Here is a 24,919-nt window from a genome sequence, read left to right on the forward strand (position 1 = left end):
CCACCGGAATCGGCGGAGGCAGCGTCTCGCGCGGGATCAGCGGCCACCCGGTCTCGGTCATCGCATCACTGGCATTCGGGCAGCGACTCGAAAGCGTCCCTCAGCTCCACCGAGTCGAGTTTCGTGGTGTCCAGGCCACTCTTCTCATACTCCTGGTTGAGCCGGTCGACGACCTTGCCGACCTCGGTGTAGAACGTGTTGGTCGGTGTCGTGGCCAGGGCCTCGACGCCGTCGTGCGCGGTGCCGTAAGCGTCGCGCATGCCGGCCAGCGAGCCGACGAACGTCGCGGCGATCTTCTTGCCGTCGGTGACGTCGGGCACCCCGGCCCGCTCCACGCCCGCCCGCGCCGCCTCGCTCGCCGAGCGCGCACCCTCGAAGAGGCGGGCGAGATTCTCCCGCGCCTGACCCGGTGTGGTGCGCGTGGTCATCTGCTGCTGGGTGCGGGTGGTCAGGCTGCTGATCTCGCTGCGCCACGGGACCAGGGCGGTGCACACCGAGGCGGCCCAGGCCTCCGCGTTGTGCCCGGAGGAGCAGGCGGCCACCGGTCCGGCGAGCACGAGGACGAGAGCGAGAGAGATCGTTCGGACCGCGCGCATGGGAGCAGCGTACGGCCTCGGTAGGACACTCCACACACCTCGATGGGTGCAAAAGAACGGGCACCCGGCGCGTGCCGGGTGCCCGTCCTGGACGGATCGGGGCTCAGCCCACGTTGTCCTTGATCCGCGACTGCGCGGCCGCGTCGCGGTGCTGCTCGTCCTGAGCGGCCTTCGCGGTGTCGGCGGCGCCGGCCGCGGCCGCCACCGCCGGCTCGTCGCCCATCGAGATCGGCTTGCGCTTGCTCCAGACCACCGCGGCGGTCACGATCGCCACCGCCACCAGCGCGATGGTCACCCGCAGCGGGGTGTTCTGCTCGGAGCCGACGTTCCAGGCCACCACGGCCGGGGCGATCAGCAGCGACACCAGGTTCATGACCTTGAGCAGCGGGTTGATCGCGGGGCCGGCGGTGTCCTTGAACGGGTCGCCGACGGTGTCGCCGATGACCGTGGCGGCGTGCGCCTCGGAGCCCTTGCCGCCGTACGAGCCGTCCTCGACCAGCTTCTTCGCGTTGTCCCACGCGCCACCGGAGTTGGCCAGGAAGACCGCCATCAGCGTGCCCGCGCCGATCGCACCGGCCAGGTACGCCGCCAGCGCGCCCGCGCCCAGGCCGAAGCCGACCGCGATCGGCGCCATGATCGCCAGCAGGCCCGGGGTGAGCAGCTCACGCTGCGCGTCCCGGGTGCAGATGTCGACCACCCGGCCGTACTCGGGCCGCTCGGTGCGGTCCATGATCCCGGGATGCTCGCGGAACTGCCGGCGCACCTCCATCACCACCGCGCCCGCCGAGCGGGACACCGCGTTGATCGCCAGGCCGGAGAAGAGGAACACCACCGCCGCGCCGATCAGCAGGCCGACCAGGTTGCGCGGGTTCGCGATGTTCAGCAGCTGGTAGATCTCGGTCTGCACGTCGGCGATCCCGGCGTCGGACAGCGAGCTGGCCAGCGTGTTCGTGTACGAACCGAACAGCGCCGTGGCGGCCAGCACCGCGGTCGCGATCGCGATGCCCTTGGTGATCGCCTTGGTCGTGTTGCCCACCGCGTCGAGCTCGGTGAGGATCTTCGCGCCCTTCTCGTCGATGTCGCCGGACATCTCGGCGATGCCCTGCGCGTTGTCCGAGATGGGGCCGAACGTGTCCATCGCGACGATGACACCGACCGTGGTGAGCAGGCCGGTTCCGGCCAGCGCCACGGCGAACAGCGACAGCGTCAGCGACGAGCCGCCGAGCAGGAACGCGCCGTAGACGCCCGCACCGATCAGCAGCGCGGAGTAGACGGCCGACTCCAGGCCGACACTGATGCCGGCCAGCACGACGGTCGCCGCGCCGGTCTGCGACGACTTGCCGATGTCCTGCACCGGACGCCGGTTGGTCTCGGTGAAGTAGCCGGTCAGCGCCTGGATGGCGGCCGCCAGCACGATGCCGATCACGACCGCGCCGATCGCCACGAACTGCGGGTTGCGCCCGCTGTCCACGATGTCCCTCGCGATCCCCGCGTCGCCGAAGCCCGCGAAGGTGTCCGGAAGGTAGATGAAGCTGACCACGGCCACGGCGATCGCCGAGACGGCCGCGGAGATGTAGAAGGCCCGGTTGATCGCGGTCAGACCGTTCCGGTCGGACGGGCGCAGCCGGGTGATGAACACCCCCAGGATCGCGATCACCACACCGACCGTGGAGACGATCAGCGGGAAGATCAGGCCGTCCTGGCCGAACGCTGCCTGCCCCAGGATCAGGGCGGCGACCAGGGTCACCGCGTACGACTCGAACAGGTCGGCGGCCATGCCGGCACAGTCACCGACGTTGTCGCCCACGTTGTCGGCGATCGTCGCGGCGTTGCGCGGGTCGTCCTCCGGAATGTTGTTCTCCACCTTGCCGACCAGGTCGGCGCCGACATCAGCGGCCTTGGTGAAGATGCCGCCGCCGACCCGCATGAACATCGCGAGCAGCGCGGCGCCGAAGCCGAAGCCCTCCAGCACCGTCGGCGCGTCGCTCCGGAAGATCAGCACCACCAGGGCGCCGCCGAACAGGCCCAGCCCCACGGTGAGGAAGCCGACCACACCACCGGTGCGGAAGGCGATGCCCATCGCGGTCTCCCGGCCACCCGGACCGCCCGCCGCCGCGGCGACCCGCAGGTTGGCGCGCGTCGCCAGGGCCATCCCGGCGCCGCCGATGAACGAGCTGAAGACCGCTCCGACGATGAAGAAGAGCGACCTGCCGATCTTCACCCAGGTCTCGTTGTCGGTGTCGTGCACCGGCAACAGGAACAGCAGCACCACCGCGATCACCACGAAAACGGCGAGCGTGCGGAACTGCCGGATCAGGTACGCCGAGGCGCCCTCCTGCACCGCGCCGGCGATCTCCTGCATGTTCTTGGTGCCCCGGCCGGCGCGCAGCACCGACTGGACGAACATCGCGGCGAAGCCCAGCGCGATCAGGGCGAACACCAGAGCGACGATGACGAAAACGACGTTGGATCCGCTGAGGGACGCTCCGCCGCCCTCGGCGGCGAGGTCTATCGAGGTCCCGGACATCAATGTCCTCCTACACACACCGACCGCACCCGGCAGCGGACGAGACCACCGGGCGCGCTCCCCGGGGAGCCGGGGAACGACGACCAGACCCGCGGTCGCGGGTCCAGTGAGTAGCTGATAACTCGCGTACTGTATAGGTCGCGCGTGGCGATCGTCACATGGCGACCCGGCCGTGTCGCGGTGATGTTTACCGCTGTGTTAGCAGAGCCGCCAGCGGGTATCCAGGATGGTTGATCTTTTGCCTGGTGGGCGCAGCCATTCGGAAATTTGGCGAAATGCCGGAATTGAGGATAGGGGCGAAAGCGGAGATCGTTTGCCGCACGCGCCGCGGTGGTCGGGGTTTCACCCTGAAGATCAGATTCTTGAGGTCCTACGTCCGCTGTGGTCCCTCGCCGCTGCTCCCGCGGGGACCCTTGCGGGTTTCGCAGGCCGTGGCCGGCCAGAACGCGAAACCCTCCAGGGCGACCTCCGTGGCGGGTCAAGGTCACCCCTCAGATCAACCCCAACCCGCCCCGCCCGCCGTCCGCCCCGTCCCGCACCGCCCAGTCCCGCCCAGTCCCGCCCGGTCCCGCCCGGTCCCGCGCCGGGCTCGCGCCCGTGCCGGCCTGCGCGGGGCCCGCGCGGGGTCGAGCGCGCAGCGCGACTCGCTGTTTCGAGCTGGTGCTCATGGACGTTATTCGTCCCTCATAACGTCCATGAGCACCAGCCGAGGGCGTGACGCGCGCCGCATGCCCAGCCACGCGCGGACTTCGCGCCAGTCGGGCTCGCAGCGCGACTCGCCGTTTGCCGGGCTGGTTCTCATGGGCGTTATTCGTCCCTCATAACGCCCATGAGAACCAGCCCGGACTCGGGCGCGCGTCGCGGAGCCGGCCACGTGCGAAGCCCGCGTCGCAAGCACACGCGTCACGTACCCGGCCACGTGCGAAGCCCGCGTCGCAAGCACACGCGTCGCGGAGCCGGCCACATGCGAAGCCAGCGTCGCAAGCTCGAACCGCGACGGCAGGCGCGTAACGCCGCCAGGGTCAGCGGCGGGTCACGGGCCAGACCATGCGGACCTCGGTGCCGGGGCCGTCCTCGACCGGGCGGACCTGCAGGTCGTCCACGAAGCCCGCGAGCAGGGCGAAGCCGACACCGGTGGTCAGGTCGTCCTCGGTGAGGGACTCGGCGGCTAGCTCGTCGGGCGGAAGCTTGGTCAGGCCGATGCTGGCCTCGATCGGGGCGTGGTCGATGACCCGGACGGTGTACGACCCGGAGTCGGACATCTCCACCGTGACCAGCTCGGTCAGGCCATACTGCCGGTGCAGGGCGACAGCCCGGGTGCAGGCCTCACCGATCGCCAGGCGCACCTCGTCGAGCAGCGCCTCGTCGACGCCGGCCCGACGGGCGACCGCCACGCCGACCAGCCGGGCGGTGCGCACATGCACCGGCGCCGGCGAGAAGGACAGCCGAACCGTAGCCATCACGAAGCGGGGCCGGTGCCGTCGCGTTCCGTGGCGGCCTCGACGGTCGGGAAGATCGGGAACACCTGATCCAGCGCGGTGATCCGGAAAATCTTGAGAAGTGGCTCCTTGGCGCAGACCAGGCCGAAGGTGCCCTGCGCGGTCCGCAGCCGTTTCAGCGCGCCGACGAGCACGCCGAGACCGGTGGAGTCGAGGAACTCGACCCGCTCCAGGTCGACCACCACGTCCCGGGCACCGGCGTCGACCAACTCGATCAGGCGCTCGCGCAGCCGTGGAGCGGTGTAAACGTCGACTTCACCACCGACTTCGAGCACCGTGTGCCCGGCGACGGTCCGAGTCGCCAGCGACAGCTCCATCGGTCCTCCTCCCTGATCTCCCCCGCGAATCTAACCACCGACCGACAGCGGGCGACGCGTGGCACCCACCGTCCTACCCGTTTGGGCTCTCCATCATCCCGTTGTCCCGTTCCGAAACCGGCACGGGGCTTCCCGGTCCACGTTTGGGTTCGATGGTCCACCGGTGTCAGAGTGCTTGGCGTGACTGCCACCGCTTTCGGCCCCGCTGAGCTGCTGCACCGGCTGCGCGCCCGGAGCAGCTTCGCCGCGCAGTCGCCGATCACCCACGTCGAGCAGGTCACGGCACGCGAGGGCCGGGTCGCCGGGTGGCCGGAGTGGGCTGCTCACGACGTACGGGAAAGCCTGGTTCGGCAGGGAATCGAGGCACCCTGGGAGCACCAGGCCACCGCCGCGACGCTGGCGTGGGAGGGCTCGCATGTGGTGCTGGCCACCGGCACGGCCTCGGGCAAGTCGATGGCTTATCAGTTGCCCGCGCTGACCAGGCTGGCGGACGACCCCCGGGCGACAGTGCTCTACCTCGCGCCGACCAAGGCGCTCGCCGCTGATCAATTGCGGGCACTGACTCGGCTCGGGCTCGACGGCGTCCGGCCCGCGACGCTCGACGGCGACACGCAGCGGGAGGAGCGCGAGTGGATCCGCCAGCACTCCCGGTTCATCCTGACGAATCCCGACATGGTGCACCACGCGCTGCTGCCCGCGCACGCGCGCTGGGCGACATTCTTCCGACGCCTCTCGTACGTCGTGATCGACGAATGCCATGCGTATCGCGGCGTGTTCGGGTCGCACGTGGCGCACGTCCTGCGCCGAATGCGAAGGATCGCCGCGCGGTACGGCAGCTCGCCGACGTTCGTGCTCGCATCGGCGACCTCGGGTGACCCGGCCGGCAGTGCGTCGCGGCTGATCGGGGCTCCGGTGACAGCCGTGACCGAGGACGCGTCGCCACGCGGGGCGATGACGTTCGCGCTGTGGGAGCCGCCGCTGCTGCCGCCCTCCGAGGACGACCCGGAGGACGCCGCACCGGTGCGGCGGTCCGCGCTGCGGGAAACCGCTGACCTGCTCACCGACGCGGTCGTGGCCGGCACCCGCACGCTGGCGTTCATCCGCTCCCGGCGCGGGGCCGAGGTCGTCGCCACGGTCGCCCGGCGCTCGCTGGACGAGGTGGTGCCCGGGCTGGGCGCGCGGGTCGCGGCATATCGGGGCGGCTACCTGCGGGAGGACCGGCGGGCGATCGAGCGTGCGCTGCTCTCCGGCGAGCTGCTCGGCCTCGCCTCGACGAACGCGCTCGAGCTCGGCGTCGACCTGGCCGGGCTCGACGCGGTGCTGATCTGCGGCTGGCCCGGCACCCGGGCGTCGCTGTGGCAGCAGGCCGGTCGGGCCGGTCGCGCGGGCGGGGAGGCGCTCGCGGTGCTGATCGCCCGGGATGATCCGCTGGACACGTACTTGGTGCATCACCCGGAGGCGCTGTTCGGGCGGCCGGTGGAGGCGACGGTGCTGGACCCGGCCAACCCGTACGTGCTCGGCCCACAACTCTGCTGCGCCGCCTCCGAGGCGCCACTGACCGAAACTGATCTGGAGCTCTTCGGCGGGGCCGCGGCCAGGGCGACGGTCGAGGCGCTGGTCGGGCAGGGCGCGCTGCGGAAACGGCCGACCGGGTGGTACTGGACCGAGCGTGGCCGCCCCGACGTCGACCTGCGCGGCACCGGCGGCGCACCGGTCCAGGTGGTGGAGGCGGCGACCGGGCGACTGCTGGGCACCGTCGACCAGGGGTCGTCGCACGTCATGCTGCACGAGGGCGCCGTCTACCTGCATCAGGGCGTGACGTATCTGGTGGACGAGCTCGACCTGGAGGACGCGATCGCCCTGGTCCACCAGGAGGAGCCGGACTGGACCACGCACGCACGGGACGTGACCGACGTCGCGGTGGTGCAGGTCCGGTCGTACGTGGACGCCGGCCCGGTCGGCCTGTTCCTCGGCGACGTGGACGTGACCAGCCAGGTCGTGTCGTACCAGCGTCGTCGCCTGGGCAGCGGCGAGGTGATCGACACCCGGCCGCTGGACCTTCCCGTCCGCGAGCTGCGGACCGTCGCCGTCTGGTTCACCGTCTCGCCGCAGGCGCTGGCCGCGGCCGGCGTCGAGTGGGCCGACGTGCCGGGGGCGCTGCACGCCGCCGAGCACGCCGGCATCGGGCTGCTCCCGCTGATCGCGACGTGCGACCGGTGGGACATCGGCGGGCTGTCGACCGCTAACCATCCGGACACCGAGGCCCCGACCGTTTTCGTCTATGACGGGCACTCCGGAGGCGCCGGTTTCGCCGAGCGCGCCCACGCCACCGCCGCGGCCTGGCTGCGAGCGACCCGGGAGGCGATCGTCTCGTGCGGGTGCGAGAGTGGTTGCCCCTCGTGCGTGCAGTCTCCCAAGTGCGGGAACGGGAACAATCCGCTCGACAAGGCCGGGGCGGTCCGGGTGTTGACGACGGTGCTGGGCGCGCTTCCGCCCGAGTAGTCCCGGATATCCACACGCCCGGTCCATCATCTGCTCGACCTGCTGTCTGCTGAATCCGGCGGCTGCTGGACCCGGCCGCCTGCTGGACCCGGCGTCTGCTGGACCCGGCGTCTGCTGAGCCGGCGTCTACTCGACTTCGGTGTCTACTCGACCGGTCCGGCTCGCGCGGCGGCCGTGGCCCGCAATGTCGACGAGCGCACCGGCACCTCCGCCCGCACCACCACCTCCAGGCCGCTGACCTCGCATGACGTGAGCCGTGCCGCATTCGCCTCCGCATACCGCCGAGCCGCCGCGCATGCCGCCTGCGCCCCCTCGATCGCGTGGGTCGCCCCGGCGAGCGCCGCCAGGTCGGCGGCGTTACGCGCCGCGTGCCGGGCCACCCGCGCGGACGCCACCATCGCCCCGGCAATCCCGGCGCCGACCAGGAACAATCCGATCGCCAGCACGAAGATCGACGCCGCGCCCCGATCTCGGGTGCGCTGTGCCATCAGCCCACTCCGGGCTCTCGGGCCGCGACTGCGGTGGCCGTCACCGCGATTCCCGGCAGGTGGCTGCCGAGCACGCTGACCCGTACGGACACCGTCGCTGTCACGCTCTCGCGATCTGCGCTCACCTCGATGGAAGCCCCGTCCGGCGCGATCCGGGCCGCCACCGACGACTTCCCGCCCCGGGCCTCGGCCAGCGCCGCCTCCCGGGCCGCGTCCAGGCACTGCGCCTTGGCGACCACCGACGAGACGGCCGTGATCCCGGCGAAGAGCAGCAGCATGAGCGCCGGCAGCCCGGCGGCGAGTTCGGCGGTGAACGCACCCCGGTCCCGGCCGGGCCGCCGGCGCCGTCTCACCTCAGGTCCTCGCTCACATCGAGGCTTCTCGCGATCACTTCAGGGACCTGGTGATCAGCGCGGTCAGTGCGGTCTGCACCCCGTTGCTGTTCACCACTTTGTAGAGGAGGGTCGCGAAGGCCGCGGCGGCGAAGGTGCCCACCGCGTACTCCGTGGTGCTCATCCCGGCGTCCGCCGCTTCGGTGCGCAAACGCCGGAACGCTGCGACGAGTAGATGCACGTGATCCTCCTAGTTGTCCGGACGCGGCCCGACACCGCGCCCTCGTTCCTCCCCGGCCGGCGTGAACCAGTAGCGGGGCTCCGGCAGTGACGCGGTTCGCGCCCACCGATTTCGTGCACGACGCGGAGAACACGCCGCACACCGCTTCCTGGGCCGTGCGCGCAACGACGCCGACCCGTGTGTTCATGGGCGACCCGACGACGCCGTGCCGGGGTGCCAGGCGACGCGCATCCACGCCATCTCCTGTTCCAGGCCCGTCCCGGGTCGTGCCGCGCGGTCTCACAGCACGCGGTCTCACAGCACGCGGTCTCACAGCACCTCGTCGAGCACGCCGACCAGCACCGGCATCAGCCCGGCCAGCAGAAACGCCGGCAGGAAGCAGAGTCCGAGCGGCAGCACGATCAGTACCCCCGCGCGCTGCGCCGCCGCCTCGACGGCGACCGAACGGTCCGCCCGCAGGTCACCGGCGAGCCGTTCGAGCGCCCCGGCGAGCGCGCCACCGCTCGCACTGGATCGCATCGCCGCCGCGGTCAGCCGCTCGGCCCCGGTCACGTCGGCCAGGTGCGCCCACGCTTCGGCCGGTCCCCCGCCGAGCTGCAGCGACCGGGCGGTCCGCTGCATCCGCGCGCCGAGCGGCCCACCGAGCGCGTCGGCCACCGCGGCTGCCGCCCGATCGACCGGCGCACCGGCTCGTAGCGCGGCGGCCAGCAGGTCCGCACCGAGCGGCAGATCTTCCAAGGCTTCACGGCGTTCCCGGCGGACGTCGGCCGGCTCCTGGCGGCGCAGGAACCGATAAGCAACGAATCCGGCGGCCACCCCGACCGGCACGCCCCAGAAGCTTCCGATCAGCCCGGCCACGCTCGTCCCGGCGAGAGCCGCGATCAGGATCTGGTTCCGCCGGTCAGGTCGTCCCGGCGACGCCCTCACCGCCTTTCCGGAGGTCATGCCGATCCGGCCCAGCCGGCGCCCGGCCCGTCGGCGAGGTAGCGCCGGCATCATCAGCAGAAGCACCGCCACCAGCACGAGGATCACGATCAGGGCCATGCCCGGACCACCTCCACGGGCCGCGACGGGACCAGCGGTCGTGGATCATCCAGCGCCTCGCACCCGCTCGACGAGGACCGGGCCCCGACCAGCGCCGCCACGCAGCACTCCCGCAGCGGCACCCGCACCGGCCCACCCGGCCGGAGCACCGCGGCCGCCCCGCACGCCGACTCCATCAGCGCAGCCCTTCGACCAGCCGGCGCGCCCACAGCAGCCCGGCGCACTGCAACAGCAGTGCCGCGATCGCACAGGCCGCGCCCAACGGCGTACGCAGAAGGATGTGAAGTGGATCCGCCCCGATCGAGTAACCCAGGCCGATCCCGCCCAGGGGTAACGCCGCCAGCAGCAACGCGGTCACCTGCGCGCCGGCCGCCTGCGCGGAGGCGGAGGCCGCCGCCCGGTCCGCGGCCCGCGCATCGGTCTCGATCCGCTCCAGCAGATCCGCCGCCGGGGCTCCGGTGCGCTCCGCGAGCTGCCACACCGCCCCGGTCAGCCGGGTGATCCGCCGGTCCCCAGCGAGCAGCGTGCCCCTGTCAGGGGACGCGGCGGAGAAGAGCGACCGGCCTGTGTCCAGCGGCCCAGCGGGAGGAGCCGGCCCGGAGGAGACGAACGGACCTTGGGAGGCCAGCATCGGTGGCAGCCCCGCCCGCAGATCCGCGACCAGCCCGGTCAGCCCGTCCAGCGAAGCGGCGCGCGCCACGGCGACCTGTTTGCGTCCGGCCCGGCGCACCCACTCGGCCGTTCCGAGCCCTGCGTAGACCGCCCCGACCAGCGCCGCCACCGGCCCGCCCAGCAGCAGGCCGGCCAGGGCGGCCACCGCGGCGGCACCGAGCACGCCCCGCCGCCCCAGCGCGTGCACCGGCATCCGGAGCCGCGGCAGCCCACCGAGCCGGAACGCCGGACGGTGACCGGCGAGCCGCGTCAGCGCCCCGGCGCGCGGCCACGCGAGCGTCACCACGCAGCCGAGCAGGCATGCGACCAGCACCGCGATCACGACGCCCCCAGTACCGCGGGCACCCGGACCCCGCGGTCGAGCAGCATCCGGCCGAGCACCCGGGCTCCCGCACCGGCCCCGGAGTGCAGCTCCCAGGCCGGCACCACGGTCGTCAGCCGGGACTCACCGGACGGCACGAGCACGCTGACCGATTCCAGCACCCGCCCGTTCGCGGTCCGCCGCAGTTGCAACACCACCTGCAGCGCGGCCAGCACCTGCGCGTGCAGGGCCGCCCTTGGCAGCCCGCCGAGCATCCCGAGCGCCTCCAGCCGGGCGGGCACGTCGCCGGGTGCGTTGGCGTGCAGCGTGCCGGCCCCGCCGTCGTGCCCGGTGTTGAGCGCGCCGAGCAGGTCGACGATCTCCGCGCCGCGGCACTCCCCCACGACCAGCCGGTCGGGGCGCATCCGCAGTGCCTGGCGGACCAGATCGGTCAGCCCGATGACCCCCGCACCCTCCACGTTGGCGGTCCGCGCCTGCAGGGCGACGACGTGCGGATGCACCGGCCGCAGCTCGGCGGCATCCTCGACCAGGACGATCCGCTCGGTCGGCGGCACCAGCCCGAGCAGGGTCGCCAGCAGGGTGGTCTTGCCGCTGCCGGTGCCACCGGTGACCAGGTACGCCAGTTTGGCCGCGACGATCGCCTCCAGCACCGATGCCGCGGCAGGCTGCACCGTCCCGTGCGTGACCAGGTCCGCCAGGCTGAACGGACGTTGCCGGAACGTGCGCAGCGACAGATACGGCCCCTGGGTCGCGACCGGTGGCAGCACAGCGTGCAGGCGGGTTCCGTCGGGCAGGCGGGCATCCGCGTACGGCTGACCGTCGTCCAGTCTCCGCCCGCATGCCGCGACGAGTCGCTGGGCGAGCCGGCGTACGTCCTCGGGCTCCCCCAGCCGCACCGCCGCCCGCTGCAGCCCCGTACCGCGGTCCACCCACACCTGAACCCCGTTGACCAGCACGTCAGTGACCTCGGCGTCGGCAAGTAACGGCGCCAGTGGCCCGGCTCCGATCAGCTCGTCGCGCACCTGGTCGGCGAGGCGTAACACGGCCCGGTCGCCGAGCACCCCGCTCTCCCGCCGGACGGCGTTGACGACCCCGGCCGGGGTGGCGTCGACTCCGTCGTACGCGAATTGCCGCCGCACCCGATCCACCACGTTCACGCCGTCACCGCCCGGGTGCTCATCAGCTCGTCGATCAGCCGGCGGCACAGTTGGGCGAGGTGCCCCTTGGCGTCCGCCGTCGGCGGTTTGCCGAGTTCGAGGCCCTGGCACATGGCCGGCTCCGGGCGCAGCGAGCCGGCCAGTGGCAGCCCGAGCGAGTGGGCGATCTGCCGGGGTCGCAGCCGGCCGGGCGCGGGCCCGCGGACCACCACCGAGACCTCGTCGCAGTGCGGCCGGATCTGGGCGAGAGTCCGGGCGGCCGCCGCGGTGGCACGCAGCTCGGCCGGCACGACGAGCAACGTGCGGTCGGCGGCCTGCAGGGCGAGCACGGCGGCGTCGTCGAGTTGCCGGGGCAGATCGGCGACGATCACGTCGCGGCCGCGCTGAGCGGCGTCCAGGGTGGCGGCCATCGCCTCGGCGGGCACGCCGCTCAACTCCTTGCGATCGAAGGAGAGCAGCACCAGATCGCCGCGGTGTGGCAGGGCGCCGAGCAGCGCGGGTGGGTCGACCCGCCCACCGGCCTGGGCCAGCCCGGGCCAGCGCAGGCCGCTCACCTCCTCCCAGCCGAGGACCAGGTCGAGGCCGCCACCGAGCGGGTCGGCGTCGATCAGCAGGGTCCGGTGCCGCGCGTCGACGGCCATCGCGGCGAGCCCGGCGGCGAGGATGCTCGCGCCGGCACCGCCTCGGCCACCGATGACCGCGAGGGTGCGCGCCACGACGGGCGGGCGTGGCCGGCCGGCGAACTGCTCGATCAGCCACGGCTCAGCCTCGGGCAGCATGACGATGTTGTCGGCGCCGAGCTGCTCGACGGCGGACCACACCTCGTCGGCGGGCGCTCCGCGGGCCACGACGATCACCCGGGACCGCCGCGGCAAGCGGGCACGCAGGCAGGGAACGGCCTGGTCGGCGCCGATCAGCGCGAGCGGCGCGAGCAGGAATCGGGGCCGCGCGGCGGCCGGATCGGACGCCACCTCCACCTCGCTGCCCGCGGCGGCGGCCAGCCGGAGCAGGTCGTCGAGCAGGTCGGAGTCGGCGGTGACCAGCAGTGGGCGGGACGGCAGGGGCATCGCGGTCTCCCATGAATGCGCACGATTGGGCTCGCCCAACCTCCCGGCCCGGCCCACGTCGCGGCAATCGGTCGCGGTGCCGCTGTGGATAACTTCGGACGCTGTGGAGAACCCCCGGGCGGCGACTGGATCTGTTACGCCTGTCTCGTGGCCGGTCAGGGCCGCCGAGGTATGGAGCGGGCCGGGTTGGGTATGTTGTGCCGACACGGACCGATGGAGTTGGCATGGGTAACTCGATCCGGACCACACTCGCGGACGACGGCACGGTCACTGTCACGGTGATCGGCGAGGTCGATTTCTCCAATGCCGACGAGGTGGCCGAGGGCATCCGGGATGCCATCACCGACTGGTCGCCGCCGACCATCCGTGTGGATCTGCGCGCCGCGTCCTTCATCGACTCGACCGGGCTCGGCGCATTGATAGATGGCTATCGTTCCGCCACGGAGAGCGACATCCAGTTCTTGGTGATCAACCCCAGCCCGACCTTCCGGCGTGTTCTCAGCGTCACCGGGCTCAGCGAGTTCTTCGGTCTGATCGAGGCCGTCGGCACCGAGGCCGGGACCGAGGCATCGCAGGCGACCGGGGCGTGAAGGGAACGACCCCCGCCGGGGGAGACGGGGGTCGTCCTGGGATTCGGCTCCGGGGGGGTCGAGCCGAATCACTCGGTGGTACCGCGGGGGGCGCGGCCACCGAGGGCCATTTCATCTAGCTCTACGGATGTGGCGCCTTGGAAAGCCGGGGCAGTGGCACTATTCCCACTTGCAAACACAAGTCTGCCTCAGACTGAGGCGGCAGTCGAGTACCGAATGTAACTTGCTGCAAGCTCCCTGCCCGTCTGACCGTTTTCACTGCGCGTCACGGCGATCGGGTGCCCGGGGGCGAGCGCCTTGCGGCTACACTTTCGGCCCGTGGGCCCCAGCGCCGCGTTTTTCGACCTAGACAAGACCGTCATCGCCAAGTCCAGCGCACTGGCCTTCGGACGGCCGTTCTATCGCGATGGCCTGATCAGCCGGCGTGACGTGGTGAAGTCCGCCTATGCCCAGCTGATGTTCCGGCTCGGCGGCGGCACCGACGAGCAGGCGATGGCGCGCACCCGGGATTATCTGGCCGCTTTGTGCAAGGGCTGGCGGGTCGAGCAGGTTCAGCAGATCGTCGCGGAGACGCTGAACGAGCTGATCAATCCGTATGTCTACGCCGAGGCCGCCGCGCTGATCGCCGAGCACCAGGCGGCCGGCCGCGACGTGGTCCTGGTCTCCGCCTCCGGCGACGAGATGGTCCGCCCGATCGGTGAGCTCCTGGGCATCCGCGACGTGATCGCCACCCGCATGGCGATCGTCGACGGGCGGTACAGCGGCGAGGTGGAGTTCTACTCCGCCGGCCCGGCCAAGGTCGTCGGCATCCGCGAGCTGGCCGCCACGCGGGGTTACGACCTGAGTCAGTGTTTCGCATATTCGGACTCCAGCAGCGACCTGCCCATGCTGGAAGCGGTCGGCCATCCCAGCGTCGTGAATCCGGACCGCGCCCTGCGCCGCATCGCCGTCGAGCGCCGCTGGCCGGTGCTGGAGTTCCGCCACCCGATCGCCCTCGGCAAACGCCTCCGCGACCGCCCGGCCGTCCCGATCACCGCCGCCGCCCTGGGTGTCGGCGTGGGCGTGGCCATCGGGTTCGCTCTCTACGGCCGCCACCGCCGGTCTCGCGCCGCTCTCGCCTGAAGATCAACCCCCTGCTTGGGTACGTCGTGAGGCCCCCCAACCGCAATCACGCGGCCCCGTGACCCTCACGCGCGACGCCACCACCCCCACCAGCCCCAGCCGCGACCCCCGCCCTCCGGCTGGTGCTCACGGTTGTTTTGCGCCCGGATAACAACCGTGAGCACCAGCCGACCAGCGCGAGCTGCGGCCGCAACGCCAGCACCAGCACCGGTGCCGGCCGCGGCCGGGGCGCGGCGTCCGGCTGGTTCGGCGGGCGGGTTGGGGTTGGGGTTGGGGTTGGGGTTGGGGTTGGGGTTGGGGTTGGGGTTGGGGTTGGGGTTGGGGTTGGGGTGAGCTTGACCCGCGACGGAGGCCGCCCTGGAGGGTTGAGCGTTTTGGGCGCCCCGCGCCCTGCTCAGCCCGGAAGGGTCCCCGCGGGAGCGACGGTCCGGACCACCGCGGAGATCGGACATGAAGATCTTGATTTTGATCTTCCAAAGCAATGACCAGCGCAAATGCCATCGGTCTGAGTAATGGGGATACGCCAGATTTGCTGGCTGAAAGCTGGCGATCATGCCGCGAGCGGCGTAGAAAAGAGGCACGGAGCCAACGAGAAATCGGCCCAGCCGATGTGATCGGGCGCCGTGCACGGCCACCGGGAACCCACGCGCGATCAGCCACGGCAGGCACGTTGCGACGGGACCTCCACCACAGGTGGTGCTTCCGCCTTCATGGGGATCATCGCCACCAGGTTGCTGGACTGTCGACAACGACCCAGGTGCACGCTTGTTAACCCGGTCCGGACGCGCGAAGCCGGCGCCCCCGCGAGGGACGCCGGCTCTTTACTGTTCGGACGCGGCGGTGCCGGTTGCGGATCTGCTCTTTACTGTTCTGACGCGGCGGTGCGGTGCCGGTTGCGGATCTCCTGGTAGACGGCCCGGAACACGGTCGGGCGGGCGTGGAAGTCCACGCCTTTCTCCCAGAGCTCGGTGTTCACCGTCTCGCCGTTCAGCCGCTCCAGCAGCACGGTGTTGCCGCTCTCGATCTCCCAGGGGCCGAGCCGATGCCGGGTCCGCTGGAGGCGCACGCCGCCGATCTCGCGCCAGCGCATCACCCGCGATCGCAGCAGGCCGCGGATCAGCACGCCTTCCGTGCTGATGTAGACGCCGAGTTGCAGGATCCGCCAGGCGCCGACCACCCAGACCGCGGCGAGCAGGCAGGCAACCACCCGCACGCCGTGCCCCATCAGGTCGAACTGCCGGACCGTGGCCCAGCTCAGCATCGCCAGCGCGACGGCCTCCCACGCGATGACCAGCCAGCGTCCGGAGCCGGGCTCGTACGGACGCACCCAGTTGTCAGCCACCCGCAAAGTATGCGACGCCGAATTGATCACAGGTCAGACAGTTGCCAATACCTGGTCACCGATAGTAGTGATCTCCTCCGCGCCGGCCGTGATCGCCGCGGCGTAGTGCCGCAGCCACGAACGGACCCCGTCGGGCGTGCCGGTGGCGTAGGCGCCTGCGGACCCCACGTACTCCGGCTCGCGCGCGAGGTGACCCACTTCGACGCCGACCAGGCCACGCGGGTCGAAACCGCGCCCGATCAGGGTGAGCCGGGCGGCGGCGCGAGCCACCACACCGGCCGGCCCGGCGAAGGGGCGCAACGTGATCAGCTCCGCGTGCACGATCGCGGCGAGCAGCAGCGGCGGGGTCTCCTCGTTGCCGGCGACCAGGCCGGCCAGCGCGTCGATCCGCTCGGCGGCGCCGGTGAGCCGGCCGAGGTGATCGGCGTGGACGACGCCGCGGGCGGCGAGGATGTGCAGCTTGGCGAGCACCTGGCGGGGTGCGCGCGGCCAGAGGTCGACGAGGCCGCCGAGTCCTTCGGCGACGCGCAGCGCGCCCTGCAGGACCGGATCGGTGACCGTGCCGGCGCGGACGTCGTCGAGATCGTGAACATTGCCTTCGAGGGCGGCGCTGGCGACGGCGGCGCGCAGGCTGGCCTCGGCGGCGACCTGGCCGCCGTGCCGGCGCAGGGCACGGTGCCGCATCGCGGTGTCGACGCTGTCCCGGGCCGCGGCCAGGGCCGGAGCGACGTCAGCAAGATCGAGCAGGGGAGCTAGTGGATCCACCCGAACACGGTAACCGGTAAGACGACGGAAACACGGGGTGCACAAACGAGAGTGGAACTGGCAAGATTCGCGCAGGACCGATCACGTACGCGTCATTCGGCGCGCGCCTGACACCGCCCAGCGCGCAGCCTTCGCCGGGCACTCCGGTCGGAACTAGTGTGCAACAAAGAGACCCCGGTCACGGCAGAGGAGCCGCCCTCATGAGTGAGACCCTGGAGAACTTGTCCACCGAGACGCGGAAGTTCCCGCCGTCCGCGCAGCTTGCGGCCGCCGCCAACGTCAAGGCCGAGGCGTATGAGGAGGCAGCGGCCGACCGCCTCGCCTACTGGGAGCGCCAGGCCGAGCGGCTGGCCTGGGCGAAACCGTGGGATCAGGTGCTGGACTGGTCCAACCCGCCGTTCGCGAAGTGGTTCGTCGGCGGCGAGCTGAACGTGGCGTACAACTGCGTCGACCGGCACGTCGAGGCCGGCAACGGGGAAAAGGTCGCCATCCACTGGGAGGGCGAGCCGGGCGACACCCGGACCGTGACGTACGCGGATCTGCTGAAGCTTGTCTCGCAGGCCGCGAACACGCTGACCGAGCTCGGCGTGGCCGCCGGTGACCGGGTCGCGATCTACCTGCCGATGATCCCGGAGGCCGCGGTCGCGATGCTGGCCTGCGCCCGGATCGGCGCGACGCACAGCGTGGTGTTCGGCGGCTTCTCGGTCGACGCGCTCGCCACCCGCATCCAGGACGCCGACGCCAAGGTCGTGATCACCGCCGACGGTGGTTACCGCCGCGGCAAGCCGTCCGCGCTGAAGCCGACCGTCGACGAGGCCGTGGCCCGCTGCGAGAGCATCGAGCACGTGCTGGTGGTCCGCCGCACCGGGCAGGACGTCGCCTGGACCGAGAAGGACAAGTGGTGGCACGAGACCGTCGAGCAGGCCGCCCCGGAGCACCAGGCGCAGCCGTTCGACGCCGAGCACCCGCTCTTCATCCTCTACACCTCGGGCACGACGGGTAAGCCGAAGGGCATCCTGCACACCACCGGCGGTTACCTGACGCAGACGTCGTACACGCACAACGCGGTCTTCGACCTGAAGCCGGAGACCGACGTCTACTGGTGCACGGCCGACATCGGCTGGGTGACCGGCCACTCCTACATCGTCTACGGCCCGCTCTCCAACGGCGCGACCCAGGTGATGTACGAGGGCACGCCGGACACCCCGGACCGCGGCCGCTTCTGGCAGATCGTCGACAAGTACAAGGTGTCGATCCTCTACACCGCGCCGACGCTGATCCGCACGATGATGAAGTGGGGCGACGACATCCCCGCGAAGTACGACCTGTCCTCGCTGCGGGTGCTGGGCAGCGTGGGTGAGCCGATCAACCCCGAGGCCTGGATGTGGTACCGGGAGCATGTCGGCCACGAGCGCACCCCGGTCGTCGACACCTGGTGGCAGACCGAGACCGGCGCCGTGATGATCTCTCCGCTGCCCGGTGTCACCGAGGCCAAGCCCGGCTCGGCGATGACCGCGCTGCCCGGGATCGCCGCCGACGTGGTCGACGACACCGCGACGCCGGTGCCGAACGGCGGGGGTGGCTTCCTCGTCCTGACCGAGCCGTGGCCGTCGATGCTGCGCACGATCTGGGGCGACGACCAGCGCTTCCTCGACACCTACTGGTCCCGTTTCGGGGCCGGCGCCGGCAACGGCGACAAGTGGATCTACTTCGCCGGTGACGGCGCGAAGAAGGACGAGGACGGCGCGCTCTGGCTGCTCGGCCGGGTCGACGACGTCATGCTGGTCTCCGGGCACAACATCTCCACCACCGAGGTGGAGTCGGCGCTGGTCTCGCACCCGTCGGTGGCCGAGGCCGCGGTGGTCGGCGCGACCGACCCGACGACGGGTCAGGCGATCGTCGCGTTCACCATCCCGCGCGGCAGCGTGGCGACCGATGGCGACGCCGGCGAGGAGCTGATCAAGGAGCTGCGCAACCACGTGTCCAAGACGCTCGGCCCGATCGCCAAGCCGCGGCAGATCATGCTCGTCACCGAGCTGCCGAAGACCCGCTCCGGCAAGATCATGCGGCGGCTGCTGCGCGACGTGGCCGAGAACCGGTCGCTGGGTGACGTCACGACACTGCAGGACTCGGCCGTGATGGACCTGATCAGTTCCGGGATGAAGTCGGCGAAGTCAGAAGACTGACGTCCTTCTATAAGGGCTGGTAGCGCATGCGCTACCAGCCCTTTTGTCCTTTATGCATATTGGCGCGATATGCCAAGGTCATATCACGTAACCGTTGGAGATCAATCTCCTGTGCGATCCCCGAACATCAGTTGGTTTGCATACGTTCACCTCTAGTCCCCGAACCCCGGGGCCGTTTGACGCCGGGCTCGGCACACCGTGCCCGGCCGCGAAAACGGAGGTAAACGTAGTGCGCAAGGTAGTCGCGGGACTGCTCGGCGCGGCGATGGTGACCACCGTGGGAGCGATGGCTCCGACGATGGCCTTCGCCGCCCCGCCGGCTGAACCGGCTCCGGTCGCGGCGACGGGCGACAACGCCCCGCTCGACGACCTGCCGCACCCGCTCGAAGAAAAGCGTCGCGCGCTGCGCGAAGAGGCCGTCTCCCAGGTGGTCAGCGGCAAGTCCAAGATCGAGACCAAGAACGGCAGCAAGGTCGTCAACCTGGGCAGGACGTACGGCAACGGCGGTTTCGGTCATCCTGGAAAGAACCAGTACGTCGAGCTCTCCCGGGAGCGGACCGACAAGATCTTCGTGATCCTGACCGAGTTCGGGACCGAGCGGGACCCCGCCTACCCGGACAAGGACACGACGGCGAAGTACGCCGGTCCGTCCACGTTCGACGGCCCGCTGCACAACGCGATCCCCGCGCCGGACCGGTCGGTGGACAACTCCACGGTCTGGCAGTCGGACTACTCGAAGGACTACTACCAGAACCTGTACTTCGGCACCGGCAAGAACGTCGAGTCGGTGAAGACCTACTTCGAGAGCCAGTCGTCCGGGCGCTACAGCGTCGACGGCGAGGTCACCGACTGGGTCAAGGTCAAGTACAACGAGGCTCGGTACGGCCGGTCCAACGACGACCCGAAGGAGAACGGCGACGACCCGGCCGTCTGCCCGGGAAGCATCTGCCCGAACGTGTACGACCTGGTCCGCGACGCGGTCAACCAGTGGTACTCCGACCAGATCGCCGCCGGCCGCAGCAAGGCCGAGATCAAGGCCGACCTGGCATCGTTCGACCAGTACGACCGGTACGACTTCGACGGCGACGGCAACTTCAACGAGGCCGACGGATACCTGGACCACTTCCAGATCGTGCACGCCGGCGGCGACCAGGCCGACGGTGACCCGTACCAGGGCGAGGACGCGATCTGGAGCCACCGGTCCTACGCCTACGCGGGCGACAAGACCGTCACCGGACCGGCCGGAAACCTCAACGGTGGCACGCAGATCGGTGACACCGGCCTCTGGGTCGGCGACTACACCATGCAGCCGGAGAACGGCGGCCTGAGCGTCTTCGTCCACGAGTACACGCACGACCTCGGTCTGCCGGACGACTACGACACCACCACGATCGGCGACAACAGCAACGAGTACTGGACGCTGATGGCGCAGAGCCGGCTCGGCGCCAAGGGCGACCAGGGCATCGGCACCCGCCCCGGCGACCTGGGTGCGTGGAACAAGCTGCAGCTCGGCTGGCTCGACTACGAGAAGGTCAAGGCCGGTCAGAAGAAGATCGTCAACCTGGGGCCCGAGGAGTACAACTCCAAGAAGAAGCAGGCGCTGGTCGTGAACCTGCCGGACAAGCAGGTCACCACCGAGCTCGGCGCGCCGTACGACGGCACCAAGCAGTACTTCTCCGGCAACGCCGACGACCTGGACAACTCGCTGTCCAAGACGATCGACCTGACCGGGAAGACCAGCGCCAGCGTTTCGCTGCAGGGCCGGTACTCGATCGAGCTGGACTACGACTACCTCTACTTCGAGGCGTCCACCGACGGCGGCGCGACCTGGACCAAGCTCGACGGCACCGCTGGTGGCGAGGCCTTCCCGCGTGACGGCGCCCAGGTGCCGCAGCCCGCGCTCACCGGTTCCTCGGAGAACGCGTGGGTGCCGATCGAGGTGCCGCTGAACGCGTACGCGGGCAAGAAGATCACCTTCCGCCTGCACTACGTGACCGACGGCGGGGCGTCCGAGGGCGGCTTCCTCGGCGACGACCTGACCGTCACCGCGGACGGCGCGACCGTCGACGTCGACGGCGCCGAGGGCACCCCGACGTGGGCCGCTGACGGGTTCACGGTGAAGGGCGCCAACTACACCGACACGTACGCGAACTACTACATCGCCGGGTACCGCAGCTACACCTCGTACGACAAGTACCTGGCGACCGGTCCGTACAACTTCGGGTTCATGGACGTCAAGCCGGACTGGGTGGAGCACTACAACTACCAGACGGGGCTGCTGATCTCGTACTGGGACACCTCCCAGGTCGACAACAACACCAACGTCCACCCCGGCACGGGTCGCAACCTCTACATCGACGCGCACCCGAAGCCGTTCAACAACCCGGCCGGTGTGCCGTGGCGTGCCCGGGTCCAGGTCTACGACGCTCCGTTCAGCCTCTACCCGACGGACGGCATGACCCTGCACCTGAACAGCGCGAAGTCGGTCGTCAAGCCGCTGGCCGGTGACCCGGTCTTCAGCGACAAGGACAAGTACTACTACGACGAGCTGCCCAACCACGGCGTCAAACTGCCCGCCGTGGGCGTGAAGATCGCGGTGCTCAGCCAGATCGGCACCTCGATGACGGTCGCCGTCTACTGATCCACCCACCCAGCGACGCCCGGGGCCCTACTCCCCGGGCGTCGCCTTTTTCCGGGAACCGGTAGGCGACGCGTTTCGTCCCACTGTTGACGGTTCGCGAGGGAAGGATGAGTTGATGCGCAGTCACCACATGTTCCGGATCGGTCTGGCCGTGGCGGCCGGGGCGGTCGTCGCCGGATGTGGAGCCTCCTCCGGTACGTCGTCCGCCTCGGCTCCCTCGTCAAGTGCGTCGCCCTCGGCGCCGTCTTCCGGCGCAACGTCCCCGGAGTCGCCGGCACCGCTGCCCACCATCACGCTGACCGACGCGCCGCCCAAGGAGCCGACCGACAATCGCCCGGAGACCGGCTGGGTGGTCGGCATGGTCACCCGCGGCGGCACCGGCCCCTGCTACGGCCTCATCTCGGACGAGGGCAACCGCTACGCGCTCTACAACGCCGAGGGCATCACGCTGAAGGAGAAGGCCCGGGTCCGGGTCAAGGTGGAAACGTCGCTGCTGAAGATCTACTGCGGGCCGGGCGATCTGATGGCGATGACCGCCGCCGAGCCCATCGGATGATCCGCACCGGTTCACGAGTGCCTCGCATCGACCGTGACAGCGAAGCATAGGCTTTCGACATGGACGAGTCGGTGGTAATGGCGGAAGGCCCGTGGTCACACCGCTTCGTCGGCGCCAACGGCAGCCGGTTCCACGTCGTGGAGGTGGGCACCGGGCCACTCGTCCTCTTCCTGCACGGCTTCCCCGAGTTCTGGTGGGCCTGGCACGACGTGATGACCCGCGTCGCTGACGCGGGCTACCGCGCCGCCGCCATCGACCTGCGTGGTTACGGCCTGAGCGACAAACCCCCGAGGGGGTATGACGGCTACACCATGGCCGCGGACGTCACCGGCCTGATCCGCGCGCTCGGCGAACGCTCCGCCACGATCGTCGGCGCCGGAGCCGGCGGCATGATCGGCTGGGCCGCCGCGGCATTCCACCCCAAACTCGTCAACCGGCTCGTCGTGCTCGGCGCGGCACACCCGCTGCGGTTGCGGGCCGCGCTCTTCGCCGACCCTCGCGGCCAATTCGCGGCCTCCGCCACCATTCTCAAGTTCCAGGTTCCGCGGTACGAACATGTGCTGACCCGTGACGACGCCGCGCTCATCGGCGAGCTCATGGAGCACTGGAGCAGCCCGGCGTGGGCGGCCACACCCGAGTTCGCGGACTACTCGTACCGCTGCCGGCAGGCGATGCAGATCCCGCAGGCGTCGTTCTGCGCGCTCGAGGCGTACCGCTGGGTGGCGCGCAGCGCGCTCCGGCTCCAGGGCTACCGCTTCGTGAAACTGATGCAGCAGCCGCTCGGCATGCCGACACTGCAGCTGCACGGCTCGCTGGACACGGCGATCCTGCCGCGGACAGCGCAAGGATCGGGGCGGTATGTGACCGCGCCGTACGAGTGGCGGCTCCTGCCCGGCGCGGGCCACTTCATCCACCAGGAGGAGCCTGACCTCGTCACCGGCGAGATCGTGCGCTGGCTGAAGACGCCCGCCTGATCAGACCCGGTGCTCGTAGAGGTCGCGGATCTCGCTGGCCGGGGCCCAGCCCTGGTAGACGCCGTAGTCGAACTCCTCCAGGCCGAGCCGGCGGGCCACCGGGGCGCGACCCCCGGTGTACTCCAGCCGCAACCAGGTGTCCGCCTCCGCGAGCACGATGAACGGCTCGCCACGCCAGGTGCACATTGTCCGGACGTAGGCAATCTCGTCGTACTCGTCGGGCTCCAGGACCCGTACATACCGCCCGGGCTTCACCTCGGTGAAACCCTCCGCCGGACGGGTGCCGTAGATCCGCACCTTGTCGCCGTCCGGCACCGCGTCGTAGTCCTGCCCCTGCCAGGACACCACGTAACCGTCGCGCATCACTGCTCACCCACCCGGCGCCACAGCGGCCCGTCCGCGTCGAAGATCGCCACCATGCGCTCGTTGCCGTCCGCGCCGACGCGCCACAGCTGGGCGCCGTGCGGCAGCCGCACACTGTCCACCTTGAACTCCGCGACGACATCACGACCCTCGCCCGGGGCGAAGCCGTTGCCGCGGAACGGCGGGCGCTCGATCACCCAGCCGTCCATCGCGCGCAATGCCTGCTCGTTCTGCCCGCCGTAGGGAATCCGGTACAGGCTGGGACGGAACGCCGGCCAGCGCAGCACGAACGCCTCCTGGGCGTCGGACTGGAACGGCGAGCCCTCGTAGTTCAGCCCGAGCGCGCCGAACAACTCCGCCGGCGTCCGCAGGTGCTCGACCTCGGAGGCCCGATGCACGAAACCTGCCACCCGGTCATAACCCCGGTCCAGGTAGTAGTCGACCTGGTCGGCGGCGATCGTCTTCTGCATCACCGTGGCGTGCTGCGCCTCGTCGTTGACCGGCTCCGGCGCCGGCACCGTGGCCGCCGCCTCGTCGGCCGACGGACTCTCGATCGGATCCGCGCCGAGACCCGCCTCGGTAGCCCAGTTCGCCAGGGCGATGATCTGCGTCCCCGGGTACTTCGCGCCGACCGGGGTGCCCGGGTTGACCGCGAACGACCAGTTCGGGTCGGGCCAGTTACGGATCAGCTCGTAGAACCGCGCGCCCACCGTGCGGGTCGGCTCGCCGAAGTGCTCGGAGAGCCGGTCCTTGCTGGTGAAGACGATCAGGAACTTCTCGCCCCCGACCTCCTCCGGCTGGAACGCGAAGCCGGACTCGCCGGGCGCGCTGCCCGGCCGGGAGTGGTGTGCGACCGGGACCAGCACGTTCGCCAGCAGCAGGGTGGAGAGGAAGACGTCGGTGTTCCCGGCGTCGGCCGCGTCCTGCAGCTCCCGCTCGGTCTCGTTGGCCGGGACGAAGTTCTCGTGCGCCCGATCTCCCTGGCCCTGGCCGCCGGTCGACGAGCCGGTGACACCCATCCCGGACGAGCCGGAGGTGGGCGCGGCCGGAGTCGCCGACGGCAGCTGGATGACCTGCGTGACATGCGCCTGATTCGCGTACGCCGAAGCGGGGCTGCCCTGCGGCGGCATGCCCACGGCGGGCCCGGGCACGGCCGGAGCGCTGTATCCGGGCGGCGTGTACGCCGAAGGCCCGGTGGGAGCACCGTTCGTGGCGCCCTGCGTCCCCGAGCCACCCGTTCCCGCGAAGGCCGACGCCGGAACGTACGTCCCCGGCGATCCGCCCGGAGCCGCATAGGCCGCGGCCGGGCTGCCGGGAGCAGCGGCACCGGAGATCGGGGCGCCAGGAGCAGCGGCACCCGAGATGGGGCTGCCCGGAGCCGCCGGCGCCGAGACGGGGCGCCTCTCCGGCAGGCGTCCGGGGGCACTCGGAGAGCCGGGGGCACTCGGAGAGCCGGGAAGACCGGACGACGCGTCAGGAGCCGCGGGGCCGAACCCGGGCACGCCGGGAGCGGCGCCGCCGGGGCCCGAGCCGGCCTGGCCGAAACCGGACGCCGAGGCGGCCGCACCGTAAGCGGGCGCGGCAGAACCCTGACCGTAGGCCGGCGAAGCCGAAGC

Annotated in this window: 22 protein-coding genes; 7 read left to right on the forward strand and 15 right to left on the reverse strand. The window is 70.8% G+C overall.

The window, feature by feature from the left end; genetic code table 11:
* Positions 1-65: 65 nt before the first annotated feature.
* From Acy02nite_RS31670 to Acy02nite_RS31685, 4 genes are all read right to left on the reverse strand, one after another.
* Positions 66-596, reverse strand: coding sequence for a hypothetical protein (locus Acy02nite_RS31670; protein ID WP_203748394.1), 531 nt, complete (start codon positions 594-596; stop codon positions 66-68).
* Positions 597-699: 103 nt separating this feature from the next.
* Entirely contained in the window at positions 700-3,123 is a 2,424-nt protein-coding gene (locus Acy02nite_RS31675; protein ID WP_203748407.1) for a sodium-translocating pyrophosphatase, read from the reverse strand.
* Positions 3,124-4,145: 1,022 nt separating this feature from the next.
* On the reverse strand, positions 4,146-4,586 hold the full coding sequence (locus Acy02nite_RS31680; protein ID WP_203748410.1) for an ATP-binding protein: 441 nt from the start codon (positions 4,584-4,586) through the stop codon (positions 4,146-4,148).
* Positions 4,583-4,939, reverse strand: coding sequence for an STAS domain-containing protein (locus Acy02nite_RS31685; RefSeq protein ID WP_203748413.1), 357 nt, complete (start codon positions 4,937-4,939; stop codon positions 4,583-4,585). Before Acy02nite_RS31685 ends, Acy02nite_RS31680 begins: the two co-directional genes overlap by 4 nt.
* Before the next feature lie 171 nt (positions 4,940-5,110).
* On the opposite strand from Acy02nite_RS31685, the gene Acy02nite_RS31690 reads away from it, so the two are divergent.
* Positions 5,111-7,441, forward strand: a complete 2,331-nt coding sequence (locus tag Acy02nite_RS31690; RefSeq protein WP_203748416.1) for a DEAD/DEAH box helicase — start codon at positions 5,111-5,113, stop codon at positions 7,439-7,441.
* A 143-nt stretch (positions 7,442-7,584) separates the two neighbouring features.
* Here Acy02nite_RS31690 and Acy02nite_RS31695 read toward each other — a convergent pair whose 3' ends face one another.
* The 7 genes from Acy02nite_RS31695 to ssd form a co-directional block, all read right to left on the reverse strand.
* Positions 7,585-7,929, reverse strand: coding sequence for an Rv3654c family TadE-like protein (locus tag Acy02nite_RS31695; protein ID WP_203748419.1), 345 nt, complete (start codon positions 7,927-7,929; stop codon positions 7,585-7,587).
* Complete coding sequence (locus Acy02nite_RS31700; RefSeq protein WP_203748422.1) at positions 7,929-8,282, reverse strand: TadE family type IV pilus minor pilin; 354 nt, start codon at positions 8,280-8,282, stop codon at positions 7,929-7,931. The genes Acy02nite_RS31695 and Acy02nite_RS31700 overlap by 1 nt, the downstream gene beginning before the upstream one ends.
* 34 nt (positions 8,283-8,316) lie before the next feature.
* Positions 8,317-8,502 (reverse strand): DUF4244 domain-containing protein, encoded by a 186-nt coding sequence (locus Acy02nite_RS31705; RefSeq protein ID WP_203748425.1) that lies wholly within the window; start codon positions 8,500-8,502, stop codon positions 8,317-8,319.
* Positions 8,503-8,811: 309 nt separating this feature from the next.
* Complete coding sequence (locus Acy02nite_RS31710) at positions 8,812-9,546, reverse strand: type II secretion system F family protein (RefSeq protein ID WP_203748428.1); 735 nt, start codon at positions 9,544-9,546, stop codon at positions 8,812-8,814.
* Positions 9,547-9,721: 175 nt separating this feature from the next.
* Entirely contained in the window at positions 9,722-10,540 is an 819-nt protein-coding gene (locus tag Acy02nite_RS31715) for a hypothetical protein (protein WP_203748431.1), read from the reverse strand.
* Positions 10,537-11,697, reverse strand: coding sequence for a TadA family conjugal transfer-associated ATPase (locus tag Acy02nite_RS31720; protein ID WP_203748444.1), 1,161 nt, complete (start codon positions 11,695-11,697; stop codon positions 10,537-10,539). The genes Acy02nite_RS31715 and Acy02nite_RS31720 overlap by 4 nt, the downstream gene beginning before the upstream one ends.
* Positions 11,694-12,764 (reverse strand): septum site-determining protein Ssd, encoded by a 1,071-nt coding sequence (gene ssd, locus Acy02nite_RS31725; RefSeq protein WP_203748452.1) that lies wholly within the window; start codon positions 12,762-12,764, stop codon positions 11,694-11,696. The genes Acy02nite_RS31720 and ssd overlap by 4 nt, the downstream gene beginning before the upstream one ends.
* A gap of 224 nt (positions 12,765-12,988) precedes the next feature.
* Between ssd and Acy02nite_RS31730 the strand changes: the two genes are divergently transcribed.
* The gene (locus Acy02nite_RS31730; RefSeq protein ID WP_203748455.1) at positions 12,989-13,354 is read left to right on the forward strand and encodes an STAS domain-containing protein; all 366 of its coding nucleotides are present in this window, start codon (positions 12,989-12,991) and stop codon (positions 13,352-13,354) included.
* Positions 13,355-13,672: 318 nt separating this feature from the next.
* Positions 13,673-14,476 (forward strand): HAD family hydrolase, encoded by an 804-nt coding sequence (locus tag Acy02nite_RS31735; RefSeq protein WP_203748458.1) that lies wholly within the window; start codon positions 13,673-13,675, stop codon positions 14,474-14,476.
* A gap of 862 nt (positions 14,477-15,338) precedes the next feature.
* Here the strand turns inward: Acy02nite_RS31735 and Acy02nite_RS31740 are convergent.
* Entirely contained in the window at positions 15,339-15,818 is a 480-nt protein-coding gene (locus tag Acy02nite_RS31740; protein WP_203748462.1) for a PH domain-containing protein, read from the reverse strand.
* A gap of 33 nt (positions 15,819-15,851) precedes the next feature.
* Positions 15,852-16,583, reverse strand: a complete 732-nt coding sequence (locus Acy02nite_RS31745) for a Fic family protein (protein WP_239175398.1) — start codon at positions 16,581-16,583, stop codon at positions 15,852-15,854.
* Positions 16,584-16,783: 200 nt separating this feature from the next.
* Between Acy02nite_RS31745 and acs the strand changes: the two genes are divergently transcribed.
* From acs to Acy02nite_RS31765, 4 genes are all read left to right on the forward strand, one after another.
* A complete protein-coding gene (acs, locus tag Acy02nite_RS31750) occupies positions 16,784-18,769 on the forward strand; it encodes an acetate--CoA ligase (RefSeq protein ID WP_203748468.1) in 1,986 nt (661 codons plus the stop codon).
* Positions 18,770-19,034: 265 nt separating this feature from the next.
* On the forward strand, positions 19,035-21,410 hold the full coding sequence (locus tag Acy02nite_RS31755) for an immune inhibitor A domain-containing protein (RefSeq protein WP_203748532.1): 2,376 nt from the start codon (positions 19,035-19,037) through the stop codon (positions 21,408-21,410).
* A gap of 115 nt (positions 21,411-21,525) precedes the next feature.
* Positions 21,526-21,966, forward strand: a complete 441-nt coding sequence (locus Acy02nite_RS31760) for a hypothetical protein (RefSeq protein WP_203748470.1) — start codon at positions 21,526-21,528, stop codon at positions 21,964-21,966.
* Positions 21,967-22,025: 59 nt separating this feature from the next.
* The gene (locus Acy02nite_RS31765) at positions 22,026-22,940 is read left to right on the forward strand and encodes an alpha/beta fold hydrolase (RefSeq protein ID WP_203748473.1); all 915 of its coding nucleotides are present in this window, start codon (positions 22,026-22,028) and stop codon (positions 22,938-22,940) included.
* Here the strand turns inward: Acy02nite_RS31765 and Acy02nite_RS31770 are convergent, their stop codons facing one another.
* Together Acy02nite_RS31770 and Acy02nite_RS31775 are read right to left on the reverse strand one after the other, a co-directional pair.
* Complete coding sequence (locus Acy02nite_RS31770; RefSeq protein ID WP_203748477.1) at positions 22,941-23,306, reverse strand: UCP033725 family protein; 366 nt, start codon at positions 23,304-23,306, stop codon at positions 22,941-22,943. It abuts the gene before it with no gap.
* On the reverse strand, positions 23,303-24,919 hold a 1,617-nt coding region (locus tag Acy02nite_RS31775), incomplete at its 5' end, for an SseB family protein (RefSeq protein WP_203748493.1). The genes Acy02nite_RS31770 and Acy02nite_RS31775, both read right to left, overlap by 4 nt.

The sequence above is a fragment of the Actinoplanes cyaneus genome, from assembly GCF_016862095.1.
Lineage (GTDB): Bacteria > Actinomycetota > Actinomycetes > Mycobacteriales > Micromonosporaceae > Actinoplanes > Actinoplanes cyaneus.

Excerpts from the sequence above, each read along its gene's own strand:
- Acy02nite_RS31695 (WP_203748419.1), bottom strand. The coding sequence starts at position 7,929 with ATGGCACAGCGCACCCGAGATCGGGGCGCGGCGTCGATCTTCGTGCTG.
- Acy02nite_RS31710 (WP_203748428.1), bottom strand. The coding sequence starts at position 9,546 with ATGGCCCTGATCGTGATCCTCGTGCTGGTGGCGGTGCTTCTGCTGATG.
- Acy02nite_RS31765 (WP_203748473.1), top strand. The coding sequence starts at position 22,026 with ATGGACGAGTCGGTGGTAATGGCGGAAGGCCCGTGGTCACACCGCTTC.
- Acy02nite_RS31760 (WP_203748470.1), top strand. The coding sequence starts at position 21,526 with ATGCGCAGTCACCACATGTTCCGGATCGGTCTGGCCGTGGCGGCCGGG.
- acs (WP_203748468.1), top strand. The coding sequence starts at position 16,784 with ATGAGTGAGACCCTGGAGAACTTGTCCACCGAGACGCGGAAGTTCCCG.
- Acy02nite_RS31685 (WP_203748413.1), bottom strand. The coding sequence starts at position 4,939 with ATGGAGCTGTCGCTGGCGACTCGGACCGTCGCCGGGCACACGGTGCTC.
- ssd (WP_203748452.1), bottom strand. The coding sequence starts at position 12,764 with ATGCCCCTGCCGTCCCGCCCACTGCTGGTCACCGCCGACTCCGACCTG.
- Acy02nite_RS31675 (WP_203748407.1), bottom strand. The coding sequence starts at position 3,123 with ATGTCCGGGACCTCGATAGACCTCGCCGCCGAGGGCGGCGGAGCGTCC.
- Acy02nite_RS31755 (WP_203748532.1), top strand. The coding sequence starts at position 19,035 with ATGGTGACCACCGTGGGAGCGATGGCTCCGACGATGGCCTTCGCCGCC.
- Acy02nite_RS31730 (WP_203748455.1), top strand. The coding sequence starts at position 12,989 with ATGGGTAACTCGATCCGGACCACACTCGCGGACGACGGCACGGTCACT.
- Acy02nite_RS31670 (WP_203748394.1), bottom strand. The coding sequence starts at position 596 with ATGCGCGCGGTCCGAACGATCTCTCTCGCTCTCGTCCTCGTGCTCGCC.